Genomic DNA, 18,779 nt, shown 5'->3' on the forward strand with positions numbered 1-18,779 from the left:
GCGCAGATTCCGGTCGGCCGCGCGTTACCAAAGCCGCAAAACCGGGGTCAAACGGCCCTGCCCCGGCCTCAGGGCAGCTCAATAGCCTCTTGCCGTGAGCGGCCCACCGACGCCAGGGCAGGCCAGCGGTCCCGGATGGGAGGGTGCCATGAGCCATCCGCAAGCGCCTAGGTGCGTTGTTGTGGGCGTCGACGGTTCACAGGCCGCGATCAACGCCGCGCGCTGGGCCGTCCCCGAGGCCGCCAGCCGCGGCATTCCCCTACGCCTGGTCCATGCCGTTCCCGAGCGGGCGGCATCGACCAACGATGAGGCCGCCCTGGATGTCGAATACGCACAAGCGGCGTTGCACGCGGCTTCGGCTGCGCTGCATGCCATCGAAGTGCCAGTCGAGTTAGAAGTGGACATCGTGCGAGGATCGGCCGAGGCCGCGTTGGTCAGCGAATCACTTACTGCGGCAATGGTTTGCGTTGGATCGGTGGGAATCGGTCGAGTGGCGCGCAAGCTACTCGGTTCGACCGCCGAGGCGGTGACGCAGCGAGCGCATTGCCCAGCGGCCATCATCCGCACCGATCCTGACACCGAGTTGTCGGACACGTCCTGGATCGCTGTTGTCGTCGATGACTCGCCCGGAAACGATGCGGTGCTCGAGCACGGCTTCCGGGAGGCCCAGCTGCGCGGGGCGCCGATTCTGGCGATGGGAGTGTGGCGGTGGGGCCTGGGCGAGATTGCCTACGAGCAACTCCATCGCCGGCTTGACCGCTGGGTGTCCCGCTATCGAGATGTCCACGTCCAGCCCGCGGCCGCACGACACGGTGCGGCCGACTTCCTCGCCAAGACCGAGGAACCTATCCAGTTGGCCGTGGTCGGCAGCGATGATGCTGGCGATGTGGCACGAATGGTCGGCGCGGTGAGCCGGCGTCTTCCCCAGCGCAGCGGGCATTCGGTGCTGGTGGTCCGCCGCTGATCGCGCTGACCGAGCCCGAAGTCAGAGATCGCCGAATGGAACGGTCCAGCTGATCCGCGTTCCGCCCTCGGTGGGCGTGGTGATCCCGCAAGTGCCGCCGAGCTTTTCGGCCCGCGACCGCATGTTGGCGAGGCCGCTGCGCCGCGATACGTCGGGGGATATGCCGCAGCCATCGTCGACGACTTCGAGGCTGAACATGTCGCCGACACTGACGTCCAGCGTCACTCGCCCGGCGCCGGAATGGCGAACGGCGTTGCTGATGGCTTCGGTGGCCGCCGCCTCGGCGTGGTCGGCAAGCTCACCTTGAACGGCCGACATCGGCCCATGCATATGGATTGTGGTGACAACGTCACGGTGTTCGGTCAGGTCGGCAACCACCTGCTGAATCCGCTGCCGAAAGCCGCCGTCGCGACCCGACGGAGACTTCAGCTGGAAGATGGTGCTGCGAATTTCTTCGATGATCGTTTGCAGATCGTCGACGGTACGGTTGAGCCGGTCGATGACCTCCGGGGAGCGGGCCCTGGCCAGCGTTCCCTGCAGATCCATACCCGAGGCGAACAGCCGCTGGATGACGTGGTCGTGCAAGTCATGCGCAATGCGCTCGCGCTCGGCCAAGATGGTCAGCTGCCGCGCGTCCTCGCGGCCCGAAGCCAGCAGCAGTGCAATCGCCGCGTGGGTGGCGAACTGGCTCACCAGATCCAGGCAGCGGGCATCGAATGGCGGCTGATCCGCGCCCCGCGCGACGGCAATCACCCCGGCGATCTTTTCGTGGGCGCTCAGCGGCATCACGATGGCCGAGCGCTGCGCCACGTCGGTGAATGCCTCAATCGGGTAACTGAAAGCCTCACTGATCAATGGTTCGCCGGACCGAAAAACGTCGCCGCAGGTAGAGCCGCGCACCGGAACCTGCTGGCCGACAACCTCCTCGGCATGCAGCCCTACCGCGGCGGAGACCACCAGGGTGTCGATCTCGTCGGTGGCCAGGTCGGACTCGACGGGCACCAGAACGATGGCCTGTTCGGCATCGGTGAGCGTGCAGGCCCGCTGGGCGATCAATTGCAGGGGCTCGCGCCGCGACTCGGTGCTGGACATCAGCGCCGTGGTGATCTCGCGGCTGGCCTCCATCCACTTCACGGCCGTGCGCTCGCGCTCGAACACTTGGGCATTGTCGATAGCGACACCGGCCGCAAACGCCAACGCGCGGGCGGCGAACTCGTCGGACTCGGAGAACTTGCGGCCCGGATCGACATGGGTCAGATACAAGCTGCCGAACACGGTTCCCCGGATCGTGATCGGTACCGCGAGAAACGCTCGCATGGGCGGGTGGTGTTCGGGGAAGCCGCAGGCCGCCGGGTGCATGGTCAGGTCGTCCAGACGCAGCGCGGGTGTCTCGACCAGCGAAACGCCCAGCACCCCCTTGCCGACCGGCAGATGCCCGATGCGACGGGCCACGTCATCGTCCATTCCCGCGTGAATGAACCTGATCAGTGTCCCCTCGGGATCACGGACGGCCAAGGCACCGTAGGGGGCTGAGGTCAACTCCCTGGCGGCAAGGACGATCCGGCGCAGCGTTGCGTCGAGGTCGAGATCGGAGCCGATCTCGACGATCACCCGCAGCAACTGCTCCATCTGATCGCGAGCTGCCAGCAACTCGTCTAGCTGCGCGTGCATCCTGCTAACCAGCCCTGGCCGGCCCAGTCCAGCAAACGCTGGGCCGCTTTCGTCGCTGCCCACCCGACCCGGTACCTCCACCCATGCCTTTTCGGTACTACCGCAGGTGACGCTGCGTTCGCAGCGTCGGGAACCGATATTTAGCTTAATCCCATTGAAATTGAGCGACCACAACCTGGCCGCAAGCCGGGGAGAACTCCCCCAGTCTCAGCCGCGTCCGCGATTTCGTCGCGAGGGCCGTCAATCGCCCTGCACGGACCGTGTTCCCTGACCCAAACGGGAAGCGAACACCGCCGCCTGCGTTCGCCGCTCCATGCCCAGCTTGGCCAGTAGGCGCGACACGTAGTTCTTCACGGTTTTCTCGGCGAGGAACATCCGGGCGGCGATCTGCCGGTTCGTCAACCCCTCGCTGAGGTGTCCGAGCAGCGTTCGCTCCTGTTCGGTCAATCCGGACAGCGGATCCTTCTGCTCGGCCCCGCCACGCAGCTTCGCCATCAGTGCCGCGGCCGCGCGGTTGTCCAGCAGCGATTTGCCGGCACCGACGTCTTTGATGGCCCGCGCCAGCTCCATTCCCTTGATGTCTTTGACGACGTAGCCGCTGGCCCCCGCCAGAATCGCCTCGAGCATCGCCTCGTCGGAGGTGAACGACGTCAGCATCAGGCACCGCAATTCCGGCAGGTCCGAAAGCAGGTCGCGGCACAGTTCGATGCCGTTGCCGTCGGGCAGACGGACATCAAGCACGGCGACGTCGGGCTGCAATGCCGGGATTCGTGCCATCGCCTCGGAGACCGAGCCCGCCTCGCCGATGATTTCCAGATCTGGGTCGGACCCGAGCAGGTCGACAAGTCCGCGCCGAACGACTTCATGGTCGTCGACCAAAAAAACCTTAACCATGGCGAGAAACCCTAACCATTGCCAGTCCTTCCACATGACGGTGCGAACTGAGAATCATGGAGCCGTGGGTGACGATTTCCACACCCCATGATTCCCCACTTTCGCCGGCGATGGGTACTCGCGCCCGGCGGGGGTGGGCGCCGCGGCCGGTAGCATCCGGTGACGTATCGCGGCCGGCCCGCCGGCGCTGGCCCGCCAGCCAGGCTGTTTAATGCCGAACCAGCAGAACCGAGCAGTCGGGGTAGCCCAATATCGGATGACAGTTGGGGGTGGTCAGTCCCGGCAACTCATCGGCGTCGGCTTCGCCCACAACGGCCAGGTCGATGGCACTGCTGTGGTTTTCGACGGATCGTGCGCCGGTACCGGAGGCGACAACCTGGACCGGCACGTCCGGGTAGCGGCGCACCCAGCTGTCCAGCCGGCGATCGATTTGGCGAACGACCGCGTGGCGACGCCGCCCCTCCTCCATGGCCGCGTGCACAACTTCGTCATTGTCGGCGTCGTCGTTGAGGACGACAGCGATTACCCCCAGCTCCGTCGGGGATCCATCGGGATTGGTCCGGATGACCGCCACCGGGCAGTGTGCACCCCGGACCAACGCCGCCGCGGTCGGGCCCAGTAACCCGTCCGTCGCCGGTCCTCGCCTGGCGGTGCCGACACAGATCAGTGCCGTCTCCTGCGATTCATCGATCAAGACCTGCGCGGGCTCACCAGCACGAACAACGGTCTCGACCTCGATCGGATGGCCGTCGCTCTGGACGGCACCCTCCGCCTCGGCCAGTGCCCGCTCCGCGCGCTCGAGCTCCCAGTCGGGGGCATGCACCGATCCCGTCTGCTGGCTGGGGATGATATAGACGAGGCGAAGGGGCAGCTGCCGGCTGATCGCCTCGTCTACGGCCCACTTGGCAGCGTTGATCGCGGCCTGCGAGCCGTTGATGCCCGCCACCACCGACTTCGCGTCCAGGTGCTTCATGAAGGCTCCCAATTACTTCGATCCGCTCCATCCCAGCCTATTGCGCCTGCGTCCGTAATGTGAGGGCCGTTGGACCGCTGCCGCGGCAGTTCCTTGTTGGGGGGCCGACCACAGATCCGCGTTCGGGGGTTGCGGCAACCCCTAGGCGACCTCCACCGGTTCGGCGACGTGCTCGAACAGCCGCTCGACATCCGCACGCTCGCAGGCTTGCGTACCCGGCGTCAGCAGCATTGCCGCACCCGCCGCAATGCCCAACCGAACCGACTTGACCAGCGGCCATCCGCGAGCCAGACCGACCGTGGTCGCGGCAACCATGGCGTCGCCGGCCCCAACCCCGCTGCCGCCTCGCATCTCAACCGCTCGAAATCGATGCCGCGCCCGGCGAGTCGCAAGCAGTGCACCATCAGAGCCCAACGACACCACCACGACCTCTGCGCGACCCGTTTCGACGAGTTCGCTTGCCGCGGCCAATTGCTCGGCCTCGGTAACCAGCGGCCGACCGACGCACTCGCGCAGCTCCCGCACACTGGCCTTGAGGAGGTACACCCCCGCACGGATGTGGCTGAGCCCGCCGCCGGAGGTGTCCAGGATCAGACGTGCGCCCAGACCACGGCAAGCCTCGGCGACCCGCTGATAGAAGTCGGCCGGCACGCCCGGCGGCAGGCTGCCGCTGGCCACCACGAATTGCGCTGAGCGCGCGGCAAATCCAAATTCTTGCAGGCACTGGGCCTGCTCTTCGGGTGCCAGCACGGGTCCGGGAAGCACAAAACGATACTGCTCGCCGGTGCTGGATTCGTTGACGGTGAAGCTCTCCCGCGTCGATGCCGCTATCGGGATTTCGCCGAAGGCCACACCGGCTTCGCTGAGCAGTTTGCTGACGTGGGCGCCATGCGATCCGCCCACCGGAAACACCGCGAACACCGAGCCGCCGAGGACGTGCGCGATCCGCGCGACGTTGATGCCTCCCCCACCCGGGTCATAGCGAGTTTCGCTGCAACGCAGTTTCTCCGTCGGCCGCACCACGCCGACACAGGTGGTGATGTCCAGCGCCGGGTTCATGGTCAGCGTGACGATCTGTGGTCCGCGCACCGCCGGATCGGCCGGACTCGTCATCCGCGTTGGCTCCGCTGATCGCCGGGCGCTACAGGCCACTCGGGTAGGTTTCGGGCGTCTCCCCGGCGATCCACAAACTCGTGGTCTCGAGGGGCTCGAGGGCGCGGGTCTTGTCGATGTGGATCATGGCGTCGAACTGATCGGCGGGACGGACATGGAAGTAGTGGCTCTGCCGCTCGGTGGCCGGAAGATAGATCACCCCGATCGCCCGGCCCAATCGAACCCCGGACAAGGGGTCAGCGGCCTCCGGGCTGGTTGCCGCCGAAACCAGGAAGGCGTCCTTGCCGGTGTCGTGGAACAGTTCTTCCACACTTGCGTGCAGCGCCGGGCGCACCACTTTGCGTTCGGCGATGCCGCCCCACTCACTGGCGGCGGTGACCGTACCGGAGTAGGTACACAACCCGATCAGACGACTGTCATCGCCGTAGCGTTGACGGACCAGTTGCCCCAGCGTCAGTTGTCCGTCCGCCCACACTTCCGTGGCTCGCGCATCGCCGACATGAGAATTATGGGCCCACACCACTATCCGGGCGGGCGCCGCTTCGCGATGGCGATCCAGGTGCGCCTGCAGCGCCGCCAGCGTCTCGGCCATGTGCTGGTCGCGCAGGTTCCATGACGTGACACGGCCACTGAACATCGCCCGGTAATACACCTCGGCATTGCGCACCGTTTGTGCATTCTGTTGGGCGTAGAAGGCCTCGTCTTCGGCGATGAGTCCGTCTCTGCGCGCGTAGTCGAGCGCATTGCGCTGCGTGTCGACCAACTACTCGATCGCTTGGCGTTCACAGGAGGGGCCGGCACCGAATGCCGCCGCATACCCATACGCCTGGCCGTCATCGGCAGCCGTGTGGTCGAAGCACGCGTAGCGAGCCCGGGCCCGCGCCGCCGCCGCCGGATCAACCCTGTCCAAGAAGGCGACCACCTCCTGCATCGACCGATGCAGGCTATAGAGGTCTAGGCCGTAGAAACCGGCTTGACGCTGACCGTTTGACGCGCAGCGCTGATTGCGCTCCCGTAGCCAGTCGACGAAGTCACGAACCACGGTGTTGCGCCACATCCAGGCGGGAACCGCGCAACGCCTGCTCGGCACTCTGGTCCTCCCCCAGCCCGTGCACATATCGATTCACGCGATACGCGTCGGGCCAGTCCGCCTCGGCCGCCACGGCGCAGAAACCCTTCTGCTCGATCAGCCATTTCGTAATCTCGGCCCCGGCTTCGTAGAACTCGTGCGTGCCGTGCGAGCTCTCGCCGATCAAGACGATCCGGGCGTCACCGATGACGGCTTCCAGCGCTTCGCGCGGCGGTACCCCTCCGTGCGCGTCGATGGCCACATTTCTGATCACCTCGGCCGGCGTGGGTACCGCAGGTCTGAGCGCCGGGATCCCCGTCGTCGGGGTAGCCAGCAGGTTGCGAACCTCCTCGTCGGTGACCTGACGGAAGTCCCAGAAAGACTCCCCGACCGCGAGGAAGGGGGTCGGCATCGACGCGCACACCACGTCATCGACGAGGCCGGCGAACTCTCGGCAACTCGACTCGGGGGCGGCCGGCACCGCAATCACGATGTGCGCGGGCTCGGCATCGCGTATCGCCTGCACCGCCGCAAACATGCTGGCGCCGGTCGCCAAACCATCGTCGACCAAGACCACCGTCTTGCCGGCCACGTCCAGAGGTGGACGGCCCGCGCGGTAGGCGGCTTCGCGCCGGACCAGCTCCCGGGCTTCGCGCTCGGCGGTGTCGCGAAGTTGCTGCGGCGTGATCCGCAGGCCCCGCACGACGTCGTCGTTGACCACCACGCGGCCGCCACTGGCCAGAGCACCCACGGCAAACTCCTCGTGGCCGGGAGCGCCGAGCTTGCGCACGATGAAGGCGTCCAACGGTGCGTGCAGCGCGGCCGCGACCTCCCACGCGACGGGTATTCCGCCGCGCGCCAAACCCAGGACAATCACGTCTGGCCGGTCGCGGTAGGCGGTCAACAGATCTGCCAGCACCTGGCCGGCCTCGTGACGGTCCCGGAAGACCCGCCGCGGTGCGTTCCGATCGGCTCTCGCCGCGCTCGTCCTTGCGTACCCGCGGTCGTGTCAGTTGACGGACTGGACCCGTACCCGGCGCTCGGCCGGCTTCGCCTCCGCGACGGGAACCGAGACGGTGAGAATTCCCTTGTCGTAGGAGGCCTCAATGCCGTCTTCGGTGACGCCGGACGGTAGCGGCACGGTCCGGATGAACGAGCCGTAGCAGAATTCTGATCGCCCGTTGAACTCTTTCTTCTCACTGCGCTCGGCCTTGATGGTCAGCTGCCCGTCGAGCACCGTGATCTCAATGTCTTTTTCGGGGTCGACACCAGGGATTTCTGCGCGTAGTTCGTAGCGGTCGCCCTTCATCTCGTCCTCGAGCTTCATCAGCCGCGAATCAAAGGCAGGACGGAGCCCGGCGAAAGACGGGAAAGCCGCGAACAACTCGGAAAACTCCGGGAAAAGCGACCTTGCGGGGCGCTGAACGGAAAGGGTGCCCATGATTTCTCCTCGATCTCGAAATCACCGTGTTGACCACTGTCCATCCGACCACCAAATGCCGGCCGCCAATAGGGACGGAAGTCCCCGACTGGCGCGGCTTTCTGGGGATCGCCGCAATGGGTGGGCTCAGATCACACGGGCACCACGACCGACGGGGCAGCCGGCAACCTCGGCCGGTCGGCCGCAACAACCGGTTTAAGCGCCGCCACCACCCGCGGCGGGCGGCGCGGGAGGCGCCGGCTCGTCCAGCCACGGCTGTTCATCGACGGGAAGGTCGCCGGGCACGAAGTCACGACTGTGGTCGGCGCCATCGACATCCCGGTGAACATCATCGTGGCAGGTCGTCGGATCCCAGTTGAGCCCCCAAGTCGGATCGAAAGGCTGGCCCGGGCACCAGTAGTAGGTGGGGGCCGGCGTTGGCGATAAGCCCGAAGTCCGCCATAGCGAGCACGGCGGCGATGATGCCCGCGACAACCAGGACAGCCAGACGTATGAACCGATGCACAGCAGGAACCCTATTCAAGTTGCCTGGCAGTTGGCTGAAATTGGTCTGGGATGTCGGCGAATGTGCTAAGAGTCGGTGTCTGCCGGCGGACACCGCCCGACCCGAGCAGCCCCCGGTGATCACCGGCTAGCGCTCCGATGTTCGCAGTTCCACAGCTGGGCGCGGCACCGCACTGATGTAGGCCATGACACGGCCGAGAATGAGATCGTACGCATCGCCGTCCTCTGCGAGGCGGACCAGCCCCTCACGCCGCAAAAAGCCCTCAATGCGCCGATCTAACGGCCATTCGCGATACATCGTGTTGTCGGCATAGGGCGACCTCACGAATCGGCAGGCTATGGCATCGACATCAGAGTCTGTCAATAACGGCGGACCGCCCAGCGCAGAAACCACTTCCATTTCCTTACCTATGTACGCACGGCACTGGTTGAGTCACCAGGGTGACCCCATGATTCGGTGCCCTTCACGCACCGCATAGGGCCGTAAGTCACCTATGCGAGAAGCAAATCTGGTAATTCCACGGTAGCCGCCGGCCGGTACCCGCGAAAGAGCCCACCGGCAAATTGCAGCGGCCAAATAGCGCCACCTGCCCGAGCCACAACCTGGCGCTAGCGGCGGATCTCCAATACATCGCGCAGCGGCCGCCGCGGCGTCAACTCCGGGGCGGCACCCGTTGGCGCAATGCCGACCCGAACCAATACCTGTGGCTCGGCTTGACCACCGGTGAGTTCGCGAACGGTGGCACGGCCGGCGTCCATCTCCGTGAGGTGGGTGACCGGGCAAGTGGCCAGCCCCGCCAGGGTGCACTCCAACAGGACCGCTGATAGTGCCGCGCCGCAGTTGAGCGCATCCGCGCGGCTGTCGCCCGGCGTCGACAACACAACGATCGTGGCGTGGTCATGCCGGCCCGCAGAACTGCTCTCGCTACGCCAGTCGACCGGGAACGAACGGTTCACCGCTACTTCCCGGGCCGCTGTTCCAGACGCCAGGGCGCTCTGGGGTATCCCCTCAGACTCCCTGGAAGGTGCCGTCCACCAGGCCAATTCATGATGGTAGGCGTCGTCGTAGCGGCGCAGCGCCTCGGTGAGCCGAGACGCCTCCGCCAGCCGGGGCCGCGCGTCTTCGGCCAACACCGCCAGCGTGACCGTTTCGGTGTCCACCGAACTGCGCAGTACGGGCTCGAACGACTCCCAGTCGCCTGGCGCCCGGAATGGACGGCGGTCAGTCCGGCGCCGCGATATCGCCTCGGCCCGCTCACGCCGGGCCTGGGCAATGTCGTCGATCGCCGCGAAGTCGATCGAAGCCAGATGGTCAGGATTGTTGGGGTTGGGAAACAGGTCGACGTTGCTGTCCCAGCCGGCGGCGGCCATCGCGACCTGGAAGTGATCGAGCAGCGCGCCGCAGCTGATCACCGCTTCGCGGCCCGAATCATCGGCCGACGTCACCATCCGATGCGGGTCGAGAAACAAGTCGACGGCGCCGCTGGCAGCCACCCATCGCCAGGGCTGACTGTTGTGCAGCGATGGAGCGCGGCTTGCCAGCTCGACAGCCCTGGCAATCACCTCGGTGTCAACCATCGTCTCGGTCATCGCACTCACCTGCCTCCCATCTTCGACCATCGGGCATCAGAACATCCGACGCAAGGGCCTTTGGCCCCCGCCGCGACGACATAGGGCCCCGGGAGACTCGCCGGGCTCCCAGGAGCACCAACTCGCGTTCACCAGGTTGCCACTTGCGTGGCGGGACGGGCGACCGCTGACATAGATGACTTTCTTCTCTATTGCCGCACACCATCCCGGGAAAACGATGGAGGCGCGTCAGCAACCAAAGGAAACGGCCATGGCAAAAACCTGCCGCCGTGAGCATCCGGCACGAAAAGTCGCTGGCCCCCGCCGCTAGGACCACCCATGGACGTTATTCACAAGACTGCCCACGACTCTCGTGTCGCCCCCAACCTCTCCGACTACCAGCGGGCGCGGGCACAATTCCGGTGGACCGATGTGCCGGCATTGTGCGAAGGCATGGGAGACGACAAGTGCAACATCGCCTTCGCGGCGGTGGATCGGCACTGCGCTGGTCCGATCGCGACCCGTACCGCCCTGCGGTTTGTCACCGACCAAAGCCGGGAGGACCAGTCCCCCACTCAGGACGTCAGCTATGCGGAATTGGGCCGGCTGGTCCGGAAATTCACCGCGGTGCTACGCGGGCTCGGCGTCAACAAGGGTGACCGCGTGTTCACCATCATGGGCCGCATCCCCGAGCTGTACATAACGATGCTGGGCGCGCTGCGCAACGGCAGCGTGGTTTCGCCCCTGTTCTCGGCATTCGGCCCGGAGCCGATCGCCACCAGAGTGGAGATCGGGCAAGCCGATGTGCTGGTGACCACGGCGGCGATCTACCGGCGCAAGATCGCCAAGATCCGCGAACGACTCACGTCGGTGCGCCACATTTTGGTGGTGGACGCTCAGAGCTCGGGCGATCAGCTGCCCGGCACGCTCAGCCTCTGGGAGCTGATGGCAGCCGCGGACGACAACGCGCCGGCGGAACCCACCACCGCCGACGACCCGGCCCTGCTGCACTTCACCAGTGGCACCACCGGAACACCGAAGGGCGCCATACATGTGCACGGCGCGGTCACTATGCACTACATCACCGGCCTGTATGCACTCGACCTACACCCCGACGACATCTATTGGTGCACAGCAGATCCCGGCTGGGTCACCGGAACGTCCTACGGCATCATCAGTCCGCTATTGCACGGCGTGACGTCCATCGTCGACCAGGCCGAGTTCGACGCCGAGCGCTGGTACCGGATCCTGCAAGACCAGAATGTGTCGGTTTGGTACACCGCCCCGACCGGGATCCGGATGCTGATCAAAGCGGGCGCCGAATTGGCAGCACAGTATTGCTTCCCCCACTTGCGTTTCATCGCAAGCGTGGGCGAACCCCTGGATCCCGAAGCGGTGTGGTGGGGAAAGCGGGTGCTGGGCCTGCCGATTCACGACAACTGGTGGCAGACCGAGACTGGCGGCATCATGATCGCCAACACGCCGGCCTTCGACATCAAACCTGGCTCGATGGGCAGGCCGCTGCCCGGGGTGGACGCATATATCCTGCGCCACAACGACGATGGCACCACCTCGGTGATCGATGATCCCGACGAAGAAGGTGAGCTAGCCCTCGAGCCGGGCTGGCCCTCGATGTTCCGCGGCTATCTACACGCCGAGGACCGATATCGAAAGTGCTTCAGCGACGGGCTGTACCTCACCGGAGATCTGGCCAAGAAGGACGCCGATGGCTACTTCTGGTTCGTCGGCCGCAAGGATGACGTGATCAAATCCGCCGGCCACCTCATCGGCCCGTTCGAGGTGGAGAGCGTGCTGACCGATCATCCGGCGGTGGCCGAGGCGGCGGTCATCGGCAAGCCCGATCCGACCGTCGGCGCAATCATCAAAGCATTTGTGGTACTCAAGGACGGCTTTACCGCCGATGACGACCTGCGGCTGGAGCTGCTGGGGCACGCCCGCAAACACCTCGGAGCGGCCGTGGCGCCCAAAGAAATAGAGTTCGCCGACGCACTGCCCCACACCAGCAGCGGCAAGATCATGCGGCGGCTGCTCAAAGCCCGCGAACTCGGTCTCCCCGAGGGGGACACATCCACCGTCGTGGGATTTCCCGAACCCAAGCCCCAAGGAGTGCCACTGTGATGGATGCGAAGCTGGCGCGCGAGCTGCTGTCGGACATGGTGCGGGTGCGCCGGATGGAAGAGAAGTGCGCGGAACTCTACAGCGCAGCCAAGATCCGCGGATTTCTGCATCTCTACGTCGGAGAAGAGGCGGTAGCCGCCGGATCTCTGCGAGTGCTTGCCGAGGACGACGCGGTGGTGGCGACATATCGCGAGCACGCGCACGCGCTGCTGCGCGGTATTCCGATGACCTCGATCATGGCCGAGATGTTCGGCAAGCAGGAGGGCTGCTCGCGAGGTCGCGGCGGGTCGATGCATCTGTTCGACCAGGCCCGGCGATTCTACGGCGGCAACGCCATTGTCGCCGGAGGCCTGCCACTGGCGGTCGGCATCTCGCTCGCCGACTCCATGCTGAAGCGAAATCGGGTCACGGCATGCTACTTCGGTGATGGAGCCGTCGCCGAAGGCGCGTTTCACGAGTCACTGAACATGGCGGCACTGTGGAAGTTGCCGGTGCTGTTCCTATGCGAGAACAACCTGTACGCCATGGGCACCGCATTGCATCGAGCCCAGTCGCAGACCGACCTCACGGTCAAGGCGGCGTCGTACAACGTTGCGACGCTGGCGGTCGACGGGATGGACGTAGCGGCCTGCATGAGCGCTACCCAGCAGGGTGTCGACCACATCCGCAGCACCGGCGGACCGTTCTTCATCGAGTTCCGTACCTACCGATTCCGGGCCCATTCGATGTTCGACCCCGAGCTGTACCGGGACAAGGCGGAAGTGCAGCGATGGCGCGAGCGCGACCCGATCCGGCTGTTCACCGAACAGTGTCTGAACAGCGGCACGCTGACCGATGACGACGTGCGCGACATCGAAGGGTCGGCGGCCGACGAGATCGCTACGGCGGTTGCCTTCGCCGATGCCGGAACATGGGAGGAAGCATCGGATCTCGAACGCGACGTACTGACTCCGCCCGATAGCTGCGATGCGACCGCGGAATCGATCTGGGAGCCGGCGCGATGAAGACCACCTACCGAACCGCTGTCCACGATGGCTTGCACGACGCGTTGAGCAACGACCCGCGGGTGGTGCTGATGGGCGAGGACGTCGGCCGCTACGGGGGCACCTACGCCGCATCCAAGGGCTTGCTCGAGGAGTTCGGACCCGAGCGGGTGCGCGACACACCGCTGTCCGAGCTGGGCTTCGTCGGCATCGGAATCGGCGCGGCACTCAACGGGTTACGTCCCATCGTGGAAGTGATGACAGTCATTTCAGCCTGTTGGCCCTCGACCAGATCGTCAACACCGCGGCCGCCCTGCGACACATGTCCGGCGGGCAGTTCTCGGTACCGATCGTGGTGCGAATGGCGACCGGCGCCGGACGTCAGCTGGCGGCGCAGCACTCACACAGCCTGGAGCCCTGGTATGCCCACGTCCCGGGGATCAAGGTCCTCGCCCCCGCCACGGTCGAGGATGCCTACGGAATGCTCGCCCCCGCGCTGGCTGACCCGGATCCGGTGATCATCTTCGAGCACGTACAGCTGTACAACACCTCCGCCGATATCGATGTGCTCAAGCCGACCGACATCTGTAAGGCGGCGGTGCGCCGCAGCGGTACCGACGTCACCTTGATCGCCTACGGCGGCTGCCTGGCCAAGGCGCTGGACGCGGCAAACGAGTTGTCGCTGAACGGAATCGAGTGTGAGGTCGTCGATCTGCGGGTGTTGCGTCCATTGGATACCGACACGATCCTGGAGTCCGTCCGCAAGACGCATCGAGCGGTGGTGATCGACGAAGCTTGGCGCAGTGGAAGTTTGGCCGGCGAGATCTCCGCGCAAATCATGGAGGGCGCCTTCTATGACCTGGATGCACCGGTTTCGCGGGTGTGCAGTGTGGAGGTCCCCATCCCCTATGCCAAACACTTGGAGCAGGCGGCGCTGCCCCAACCCGACAAGATCATTGCCGCGGTCCAAGCGCTGTTCGGTGACCAGTCATGATCGAGTTCAAAATGCCCGCCCTGGGCTCCGACATGGACGAGGGCACGCTGAACGAATGGCTGGTCAAGCCGGGTGACAAGGTAAGCCGCGGACAGATCGTGGCGATCGTCGAGACGACCAAGGCCGCCGTGGAGATCGAGTGCTGGCAGGAGGGCACGGTCGATGAGCTGGTCGTCCCCGTCGGCGATACTGTCGAAGTCGGAACGGTACTGGCCACCCTGCTGGAGCCGGGAGCCAGTCCGCAGAAGTCGCCGCGCCAGCGACCCCGCAAGCGCGCCAAACCCGCCCCCACGGTAGCCGCATCGGCACCGGCGCCCGCCCACGGCGCCACCGCGGCGCCGCGCCACCGGCGCTGGGTCTCCCCCGCCGCCCGCCGGCTGGCCCAATCCCTGCATGTCGATCTCGACGCGGTCAGCGGCACCGGCCCCCAAGGGGCGGTCACGATCAGCGACGTCGAGCACGCCGCCGCCAGCGCCGTACCTGCCAAGCGGCCCGCGGCCACGGCTGCGAGCACGTCCGCCAAATCCATCGGGGCCAAATCCACGGCCCAGAACAAGATCGCCGAGCGTGCCGCGCAAATGCGCAAATCCATCGCCGCGGCGATGAGCCGGTCGAAGCGGGAGATCCCGCACTACTATCTCGCCGACGAAATCCTGATGGAGAAGTCACTGAACTGGCTGACCACCCGAAATGCGCAACGCTCAATCACCGAGCGGGTGCTGCCGGCCGTCTTGCTGCTCAAGGCCGTCGGACTGGCCGCCCAACGCTTCGGCGAGTTCAACGGCTTCTGGCGCGACGATGGGTTCCAGGCCGCCACCGGCGTGCATGTCGGGGTCGGGATATCACTTCGCGGGGGTGGGCTGGTCGCCCCGGCCATCCACGACGTCGCCGACAAGAAGCTCGACGAATTGATGGGTGACCTCACCGACCTCGTCGCGCGGGCACGCGCCGGTTCGCTGCGCAGTTCGGAGATGTCGGACCCGACCATCACGGTCACCAACCTTGGCGACCAGGGCGTCGACACCGTCTTCGGCGTGATCTACCCGCCGCAGGTGGCCATTGTCGGGTTCGGGAAACCGGCCCAACGAGTGTGCGTCATCGACGGCGGGATTCGCGTTGTCACCACCGTGGAGGGCACCCTCGCCGCAGACCACCGGGCCAGCGATGTACACCGTGGCGCCCTATTTCTGGCCGCGATCAACGAGCTGCTTCAGCAGCCCGACCTGCTAGAGAAGTGATGGGCACATGACGACACAACAAGACACCCGCGCCGTGGTCCTGTCGGTATTGACGACCATCGCGCCCGAGGTCGACGCCGATGACATCTGTGACGATGTGCTGCTGCGCGATCAGGTCGATCTTGACTCGATGGATTGGCTGAACTTTCTACTCGGTATCCACAAACGGATGCACGTGGACATCCCCGAATCCGACTACGCGACCCTGCGCACCCTCAACGATGTCGTGACCTACGTCGAGACACACGCGTCCAAAACCGCTTGAACGACATTGGTCCCTGCCCGGTAGGACCTTGGGCCGGCGATGCGCGCCGCCGACTTCAATAGCATCATGCTTGTGACCTACCAAAGGAGAGGGGTTGGCTGATGTCGGGAGCCGGTGATGGGATCACCATCCTGCCCGTGCACGAATGCTGGGACCTGATGAAAAGCGTCACGTTAGGACGGCTGGTTACCAGCGTCGACGGGCGGCCGCAGATCTTCCCGGTGAACTTCGTCGTCCAGCGCCGCACCGTGCTGTTCCGCACGGCCGAGGGCACCAAGTTGGTCAGCACGGCGATAAACCACAAAGTCCTGTTCGAAGTTGACGATCACACCTCCAGCGAGGGCTGGAGCGTCATCGTCGAGGGCAGGGCCCGTTCGATGCGCACCGACGAGGAGATCGCGGAGGCCGAGAGCGCTCACCTGTTGACGTGGACGGCAACGGAGAAAACCCACTATGTGCGGATTCTGCCGGACGCGGTGACAGGTCGGCGGTTCCAGTTCGGTCCACCGGGCCAGGAATAAACCAACCGCCAGCTGGCGCCGGCGCCGACTCGTGATCGCCGGCGCCAGCACGGCGAGTTTGTTAGATCTGGGTTAGATCTGCCCTGAAAACGACAGATTTCGGATACGGCTGACGTGCTCGCCTGTGAAGATGGGCCGCACGGGGCCGTACGTCGAACCGGGGGGGATGGCAGTGTCGCTGGTAGTCGCCGAACCCGACGCGTTGAGCAACGCAGCCGGGCATTTGGCGGGTATCGGCTCGAAGATCGAGGATGCGACGGCTGCCGGGGCCGGTCCCACAACTACCGTCGCCGCCGCGGCCTCTGATGATGTGTCGATCGCTATCTCGGAGTTCTTCGGTACCTACGGCAAGCAATTTCAGACGTTCAGTGCGCGGGCGGCAGCATTTCACGACGAATTTGTCAGCCTCTTGCGCGGCGGCGCGGCCGCATACCTCGACACCGAGTTCGCCAACGCCCGGCTGGGCCAGGCGAACCCGGCGAACTCGCCGGCTCCGGCGGCCGCGGCGCCCGGCGGCGCCTTCCTCGCCGAGTTGAGTGCGGGCAACACCGAGTTGGGCCCGATCACCGGTGCAATCTCGGTGGGAGAACTTCTCCCGGGCGCCCCGCCAGAGATTGGTGCCGCCATATCTGTTCTCGGCGGCGGCTCCCTGTTGCCCGGGCTGTTCGGGTTTGGCCCGTTCGCTCCGACAACCGGTTCGCCTGCCGTTGCCGAGGGGCCATGGCAAACCCTGTTCGCCAATACCTGCGCCAATCTGCAGACCATCTATAGCGACTGGGCTGCCCATCCGTTCCCGGCCGCGCAGCAGGTGATCGCAAACCAAGCCGAATACGCCCGGACGATAGGCGGCGGACTCGCGGCCGCCGCGCAAGACCTCCCCGCAACTGTGGCGAACCTGCCGGCGAACATCGGACTCGCCGTCGCCGACGCCGTGAATTTCCCGGCGGAGCTGCAGGGATACCTCGGCAAGCAAGTTGGCTACGGCCAGGTAGTTGTGGACGCGCTGCAGAACGCGGGCGCGGAGCTGCCGCAGACTTTGCCCAACTTTTTCGGCGACGTCGACAAGGCCAACCAAGCGGTGATGGCGGGCGACTACAACGACGCGGTGGACTACGTCCCGCGAGCCGCGGTGGATCTTTTCCTCAGCGGAGTCAACATCAACAACCTCTCGCAGATCACCGTCGAGGGCCCAGCGGGAGAGCTACTCCCGCTGATGTCACTGCCTGCGCAGATGCAGCAGGACCTGATCGACCTGCTTCCGCCGGGCGCCATTCTCACGCAAATGGTGCAGAACAGCTTCAACGCCACCAGCACGGTCGTCAACTCGATCGCCTTGGCCGCAATCGGCCCGCCGATCGCCACGCTCGATGGGTTTGCAACGGGCCTGACGGTGCTCCGGCGGAGCGGTGGCCACGGGAAACGGTGTGGGGGCTGTCGGCGCCTTGCTCGATATGCCCGCCTACGTGTTGGACGGTTTCCTCAACGGCGAAACCGTCGTGGAGCTAAGGGTGCCGGTGAGCGAGACGGTGACTATCCCGTTGACGCCCCTGACGCCTCCCATCGTCGTCGGCGCCAACACGCCGGTCCTGGTCCGGATGCCCTTCGGCGGAGTGCTGGCCCAGCCGCAACCGATCACCGCGACAATCGAACTTCCGGGCACGGGGAGTCCCGCCCCGCTCGACATCACGATCCCCGATATGCAAGTTGCGGGTGTCGTTCCTACCCTGCTGAACGTGATACCCCAACGCGTCGCCGAGGCGATTGCACCCGAGTAATGGGTCGGCGGCCATTCCCAATTCCGGTGCGTTCGGCCCGGCCGGTCCCATACCTGCCTCTCACGACGAATGTCTCTGCGAGAAAGGGACTTCGGACCCTCCCATACGGTGTGCGTCGATGCTCAGATAGCTCTAGCTCGTCGCTACGGACGCGGTGGTCGGCTCGGGCGCCAACCGAGTTAGCACCATGAGCGACACACCGCCCGGCACCTCACCGTCGGGGTCAGCTACGGAAGGAATCACCATGGGCCTCGCGTTATCGACAAGGTTGACGGCCCCGTTCGATGACGCGGTGGCACGCACCCGGGCGGCTCTGGCCGCCCAAGGGCTTGGGGTGCTCACCGAGATCGATGTCAAGGCGACGCTGTAAGCCAAACTCGGCGCGCAGATGGAGGACTATCTGATCCTCGGCGCCTGTGACCCGGACCTGGCGCACCGGGCCATCGAAGCCGACCACGAGATCGGGCTGCTGCTGCCCTGCAACGTCTTGGTTCGCGCCGACCCGGACCGCCCGGGCGACGTGCTGGTCGAGGCGGTGAATCCGGGCATGCTGCTCGCGGTGACGGGCGAGGCGGCGCTCATCTCGATCGCCGATGAGGCGACCCAGAAGCTAGTCGCCGCCATCGCCTTGCTGGCCGCCACCGAAGCGGCCGCGCCGGCCTGATC

The 18,779-nt window shown here is 65.6% G+C and carries 14 protein-coding genes and 4 pseudogenes; 9 read left to right on the forward strand and 9 right to left on the reverse strand.

Translation table 11 applies throughout. The features are described 5' to 3' along the window. Window positions 1–181: 181 nt before the first annotated feature. A complete protein-coding gene (locus tag MPSD_RS17490; protein WP_232022573.1) occupies window positions 182–964 on the forward strand; it encodes a universal stress protein in 783 nt (260 codons plus the stop codon). A 21-nt stretch (window positions 965–985) separates the two neighbouring features. Here MPSD_RS17490 and MPSD_RS17495 read toward each other — a convergent pair whose 3' ends face one another. The 9 genes and pseudogenes from MPSD_RS17495 to MPSD_RS17535 all read right to left on the reverse strand — a co-directional run bounded on the left by MPSD_RS17495 (window position 986) and on the right by MPSD_RS17535 (window position 10,219). Next, on the reverse strand, window positions 986–2,635 hold the full coding sequence (locus tag MPSD_RS17495) for a sensor histidine kinase (RefSeq protein WP_223161135.1): 1,650 nt from the start codon (window positions 2,633–2,635) through the stop codon (window positions 986–988). 240 nt (window positions 2,636–2,875) lie between these two features. Beyond that, a complete protein-coding gene (gene dosR, locus MPSD_RS17500; protein ID WP_036427243.1) occupies window positions 2,876–3,529 on the reverse strand; it encodes a hypoxia response regulator transcription factor DosR/DevR in 654 nt (217 codons plus the stop codon). A gap of 208 nt (window positions 3,530–3,737) precedes the next feature. Beyond that, window positions 3,738–4,502: a universal stress protein gene (locus MPSD_RS17505; RefSeq protein ID WP_086084951.1), complete on the reverse strand. Its 765-nt coding sequence runs from the start codon at window positions 4,500–4,502 to the stop codon at window positions 3,738–3,740. Window positions 4,503–4,643: 141 nt separating this feature from the next. Beyond that, complete coding sequence (locus MPSD_RS17510; RefSeq protein WP_020786920.1) at window positions 4,644–5,615, reverse strand: 1-phosphofructokinase family hexose kinase; 972 nt, start codon at window positions 5,613–5,615, stop codon at window positions 4,644–4,646. Between the two features lie 28 nt (window positions 5,616–5,643). Further along, window positions 5,644–7,681, reverse strand: a pseudogene (locus MPSD_RS17515) (erythromycin esterase family protein); the annotation flags it as partial. Between the two features lie 12 nt (window positions 7,682–7,693). Beyond that, window positions 7,694–8,125, reverse strand: a complete 432-nt coding sequence (locus MPSD_RS17520; RefSeq protein WP_015356340.1) for an Hsp20/alpha crystallin family protein — start codon at window positions 8,123–8,125, stop codon at window positions 7,694–7,696. Window positions 8,126–8,320: 195 nt separating this feature from the next. After that, window positions 8,321–8,539: pseudogene (locus MPSD_RS17525) on the reverse strand (Mtp family mycobacterial-type pilin); the annotation flags it as partial. Window positions 8,540–8,756: 217 nt separating this feature from the next. After that, complete coding sequence (locus MPSD_RS17530) at window positions 8,757–9,029, reverse strand: hypothetical protein (protein ID WP_036426478.1); 273 nt, start codon at window positions 9,027–9,029, stop codon at window positions 8,757–8,759. A gap of 209 nt (window positions 9,030–9,238) precedes the next feature. Then, entirely contained in the window at window positions 9,239–10,219 is a 981-nt protein-coding gene (locus MPSD_RS17535; RefSeq protein WP_167470904.1) for an Acg family FMN-binding oxidoreductase, read from the reverse strand. Between the two features lie 318 nt (window positions 10,220–10,537). Between MPSD_RS17535 and acsA the strand changes: the two genes are divergently transcribed. The 8 genes and pseudogenes from acsA (at window position 10,538) to MPSD_RS17575 (ending at window position 18,777) form a co-directional block, all read left to right on the forward strand. Continuing rightward, entirely contained in the window at window positions 10,538–12,337 is a 1,800-nt protein-coding gene (acsA, locus tag MPSD_RS17540; protein WP_086084949.1) for an acetate--CoA ligase, read from the forward strand. Further along, a complete protein-coding gene (pdhA, locus tag MPSD_RS17545) occupies window positions 12,337–13,341 on the forward strand; it encodes a pyruvate dehydrogenase (acetyl-transferring) E1 component subunit alpha (protein ID WP_086084948.1) in 1,005 nt (334 codons plus the stop codon). Before acsA ends, pdhA begins: the two co-directional genes overlap by 1 nt. Next, window positions 13,338–14,314 (forward strand): annotated as a pseudogene (locus MPSD_RS17550) (alpha-ketoacid dehydrogenase subunit beta). The gene pdhA and the pseudogene MPSD_RS17550 overlap by 4 nt, the downstream one beginning before the upstream one ends. Continuing rightward, on the forward strand, window positions 14,311–15,552 hold the full coding sequence (locus tag MPSD_RS17555) for a dihydrolipoamide acetyltransferase family protein (RefSeq protein ID WP_020786911.1): 1,242 nt from the start codon (window positions 14,311–14,313) through the stop codon (window positions 15,550–15,552). The pseudogene MPSD_RS17550 and the gene MPSD_RS17555 overlap by 4 nt, the downstream one beginning before the upstream one ends. Before the next feature lie 7 nt (window positions 15,553–15,559). Then, window positions 15,560–15,817: an acyl carrier protein gene (locus tag MPSD_RS17560; RefSeq protein ID WP_012395124.1), complete on the forward strand. Its 258-nt coding sequence runs from the start codon at window positions 15,560–15,562 to the stop codon at window positions 15,815–15,817. 101 nt (window positions 15,818–15,918) lie between these two features. Further along, a complete protein-coding gene (locus MPSD_RS17565) occupies window positions 15,919–16,338 on the forward strand; it encodes a pyridoxamine 5'-phosphate oxidase family protein (protein WP_012395125.1) in 420 nt (139 codons plus the stop codon). 166 nt (window positions 16,339–16,504) lie between these two features. Next, the gene (locus MPSD_RS17570) at window positions 16,505–18,304 is read left to right on the forward strand and encodes a PE family protein (protein ID WP_262491445.1); all 1,800 of its coding nucleotides are present in this window, start codon (window positions 16,505–16,507) and stop codon (window positions 18,302–18,304) included. 53 nt (window positions 18,305–18,357) lie between these two features. Continuing rightward, window positions 18,358–18,777, forward strand: a pseudogene (locus tag MPSD_RS17575) (DUF302 domain-containing protein). Window positions 18,778–18,779: the final 2 nt, after the last annotated feature.

The sequence above is a fragment of the Mycobacterium pseudoshottsii JCM 15466 genome, assembly GCF_003584745.1.
In the GTDB taxonomy this organism is placed as follows: domain Bacteria; phylum Actinomycetota; class Actinomycetes; order Mycobacteriales; family Mycobacteriaceae; genus Mycobacterium; species Mycobacterium marinum.

Bases quoted from the DNA above. Each gene is read 5' to 3' on its own strand.
- MPSD_RS17495 (WP_223161135.1), bottom strand. From the start codon at position 2,635: ATGCACGCGCAGCTAGACGAGTTGCTGGCAGCTCGCGATCAGATGGAG.
- dosR (WP_036427243.1), bottom strand. From the start codon at position 3,529: ATGGTTAAGGTTTTTTTGGTCGACGACCATGAAGTCGTTCGGCGCGGA.
- MPSD_RS17505 (WP_086084951.1), bottom strand. From the start codon at position 4,502: ATGAAGCACCTGGACGCGAAGTCGGTGGTGGCGGGCATCAACGGCTCG.
- MPSD_RS17510 (WP_020786920.1), bottom strand. From the start codon at position 5,615: ATGACGAGTCCGGCCGATCCGGCGGTGCGCGGACCACAGATCGTCACG.
- MPSD_RS17520 (WP_015356340.1), bottom strand. From the start codon at position 8,125: ATGGGCACCCTTTCCGTTCAGCGCCCCGCAAGGTCGCTTTTCCCGGAG.
- MPSD_RS17530 (WP_036426478.1), bottom strand. From the start codon at position 9,029: ATGGAAGTGGTTTCTGCGCTGGGCGGTCCGCCGTTATTGACAGACTCT.
- MPSD_RS17535 (WP_167470904.1), bottom strand. From the start codon at position 10,219: ATGACCGAGACGATGGTTGACACCGAGGTGATTGCCAGGGCTGTCGAG.
- acsA (WP_086084949.1), top strand. From the start codon at position 10,538: ATGGACGTTATTCACAAGACTGCCCACGACTCTCGTGTCGCCCCCAAC.
- pdhA (WP_086084948.1), top strand. From the start codon at position 12,337: ATGGATGCGAAGCTGGCGCGCGAGCTGCTGTCGGACATGGTGCGGGTG.
- MPSD_RS17555 (WP_020786911.1), top strand. From the start codon at position 14,311: ATGATCGAGTTCAAAATGCCCGCCCTGGGCTCCGACATGGACGAGGGC.
- MPSD_RS17560 (WP_012395124.1), top strand. From the start codon at position 15,560: ATGACGACACAACAAGACACCCGCGCCGTGGTCCTGTCGGTATTGACG.
- MPSD_RS17565 (WP_012395125.1), top strand. From the start codon at position 15,919: ATGTCGGGAGCCGGTGATGGGATCACCATCCTGCCCGTGCACGAATGC.
- MPSD_RS17570 (WP_262491445.1), top strand. From the start codon at position 16,505: ATGGCAGTGTCGCTGGTAGTCGCCGAACCCGACGCGTTGAGCAACGCA.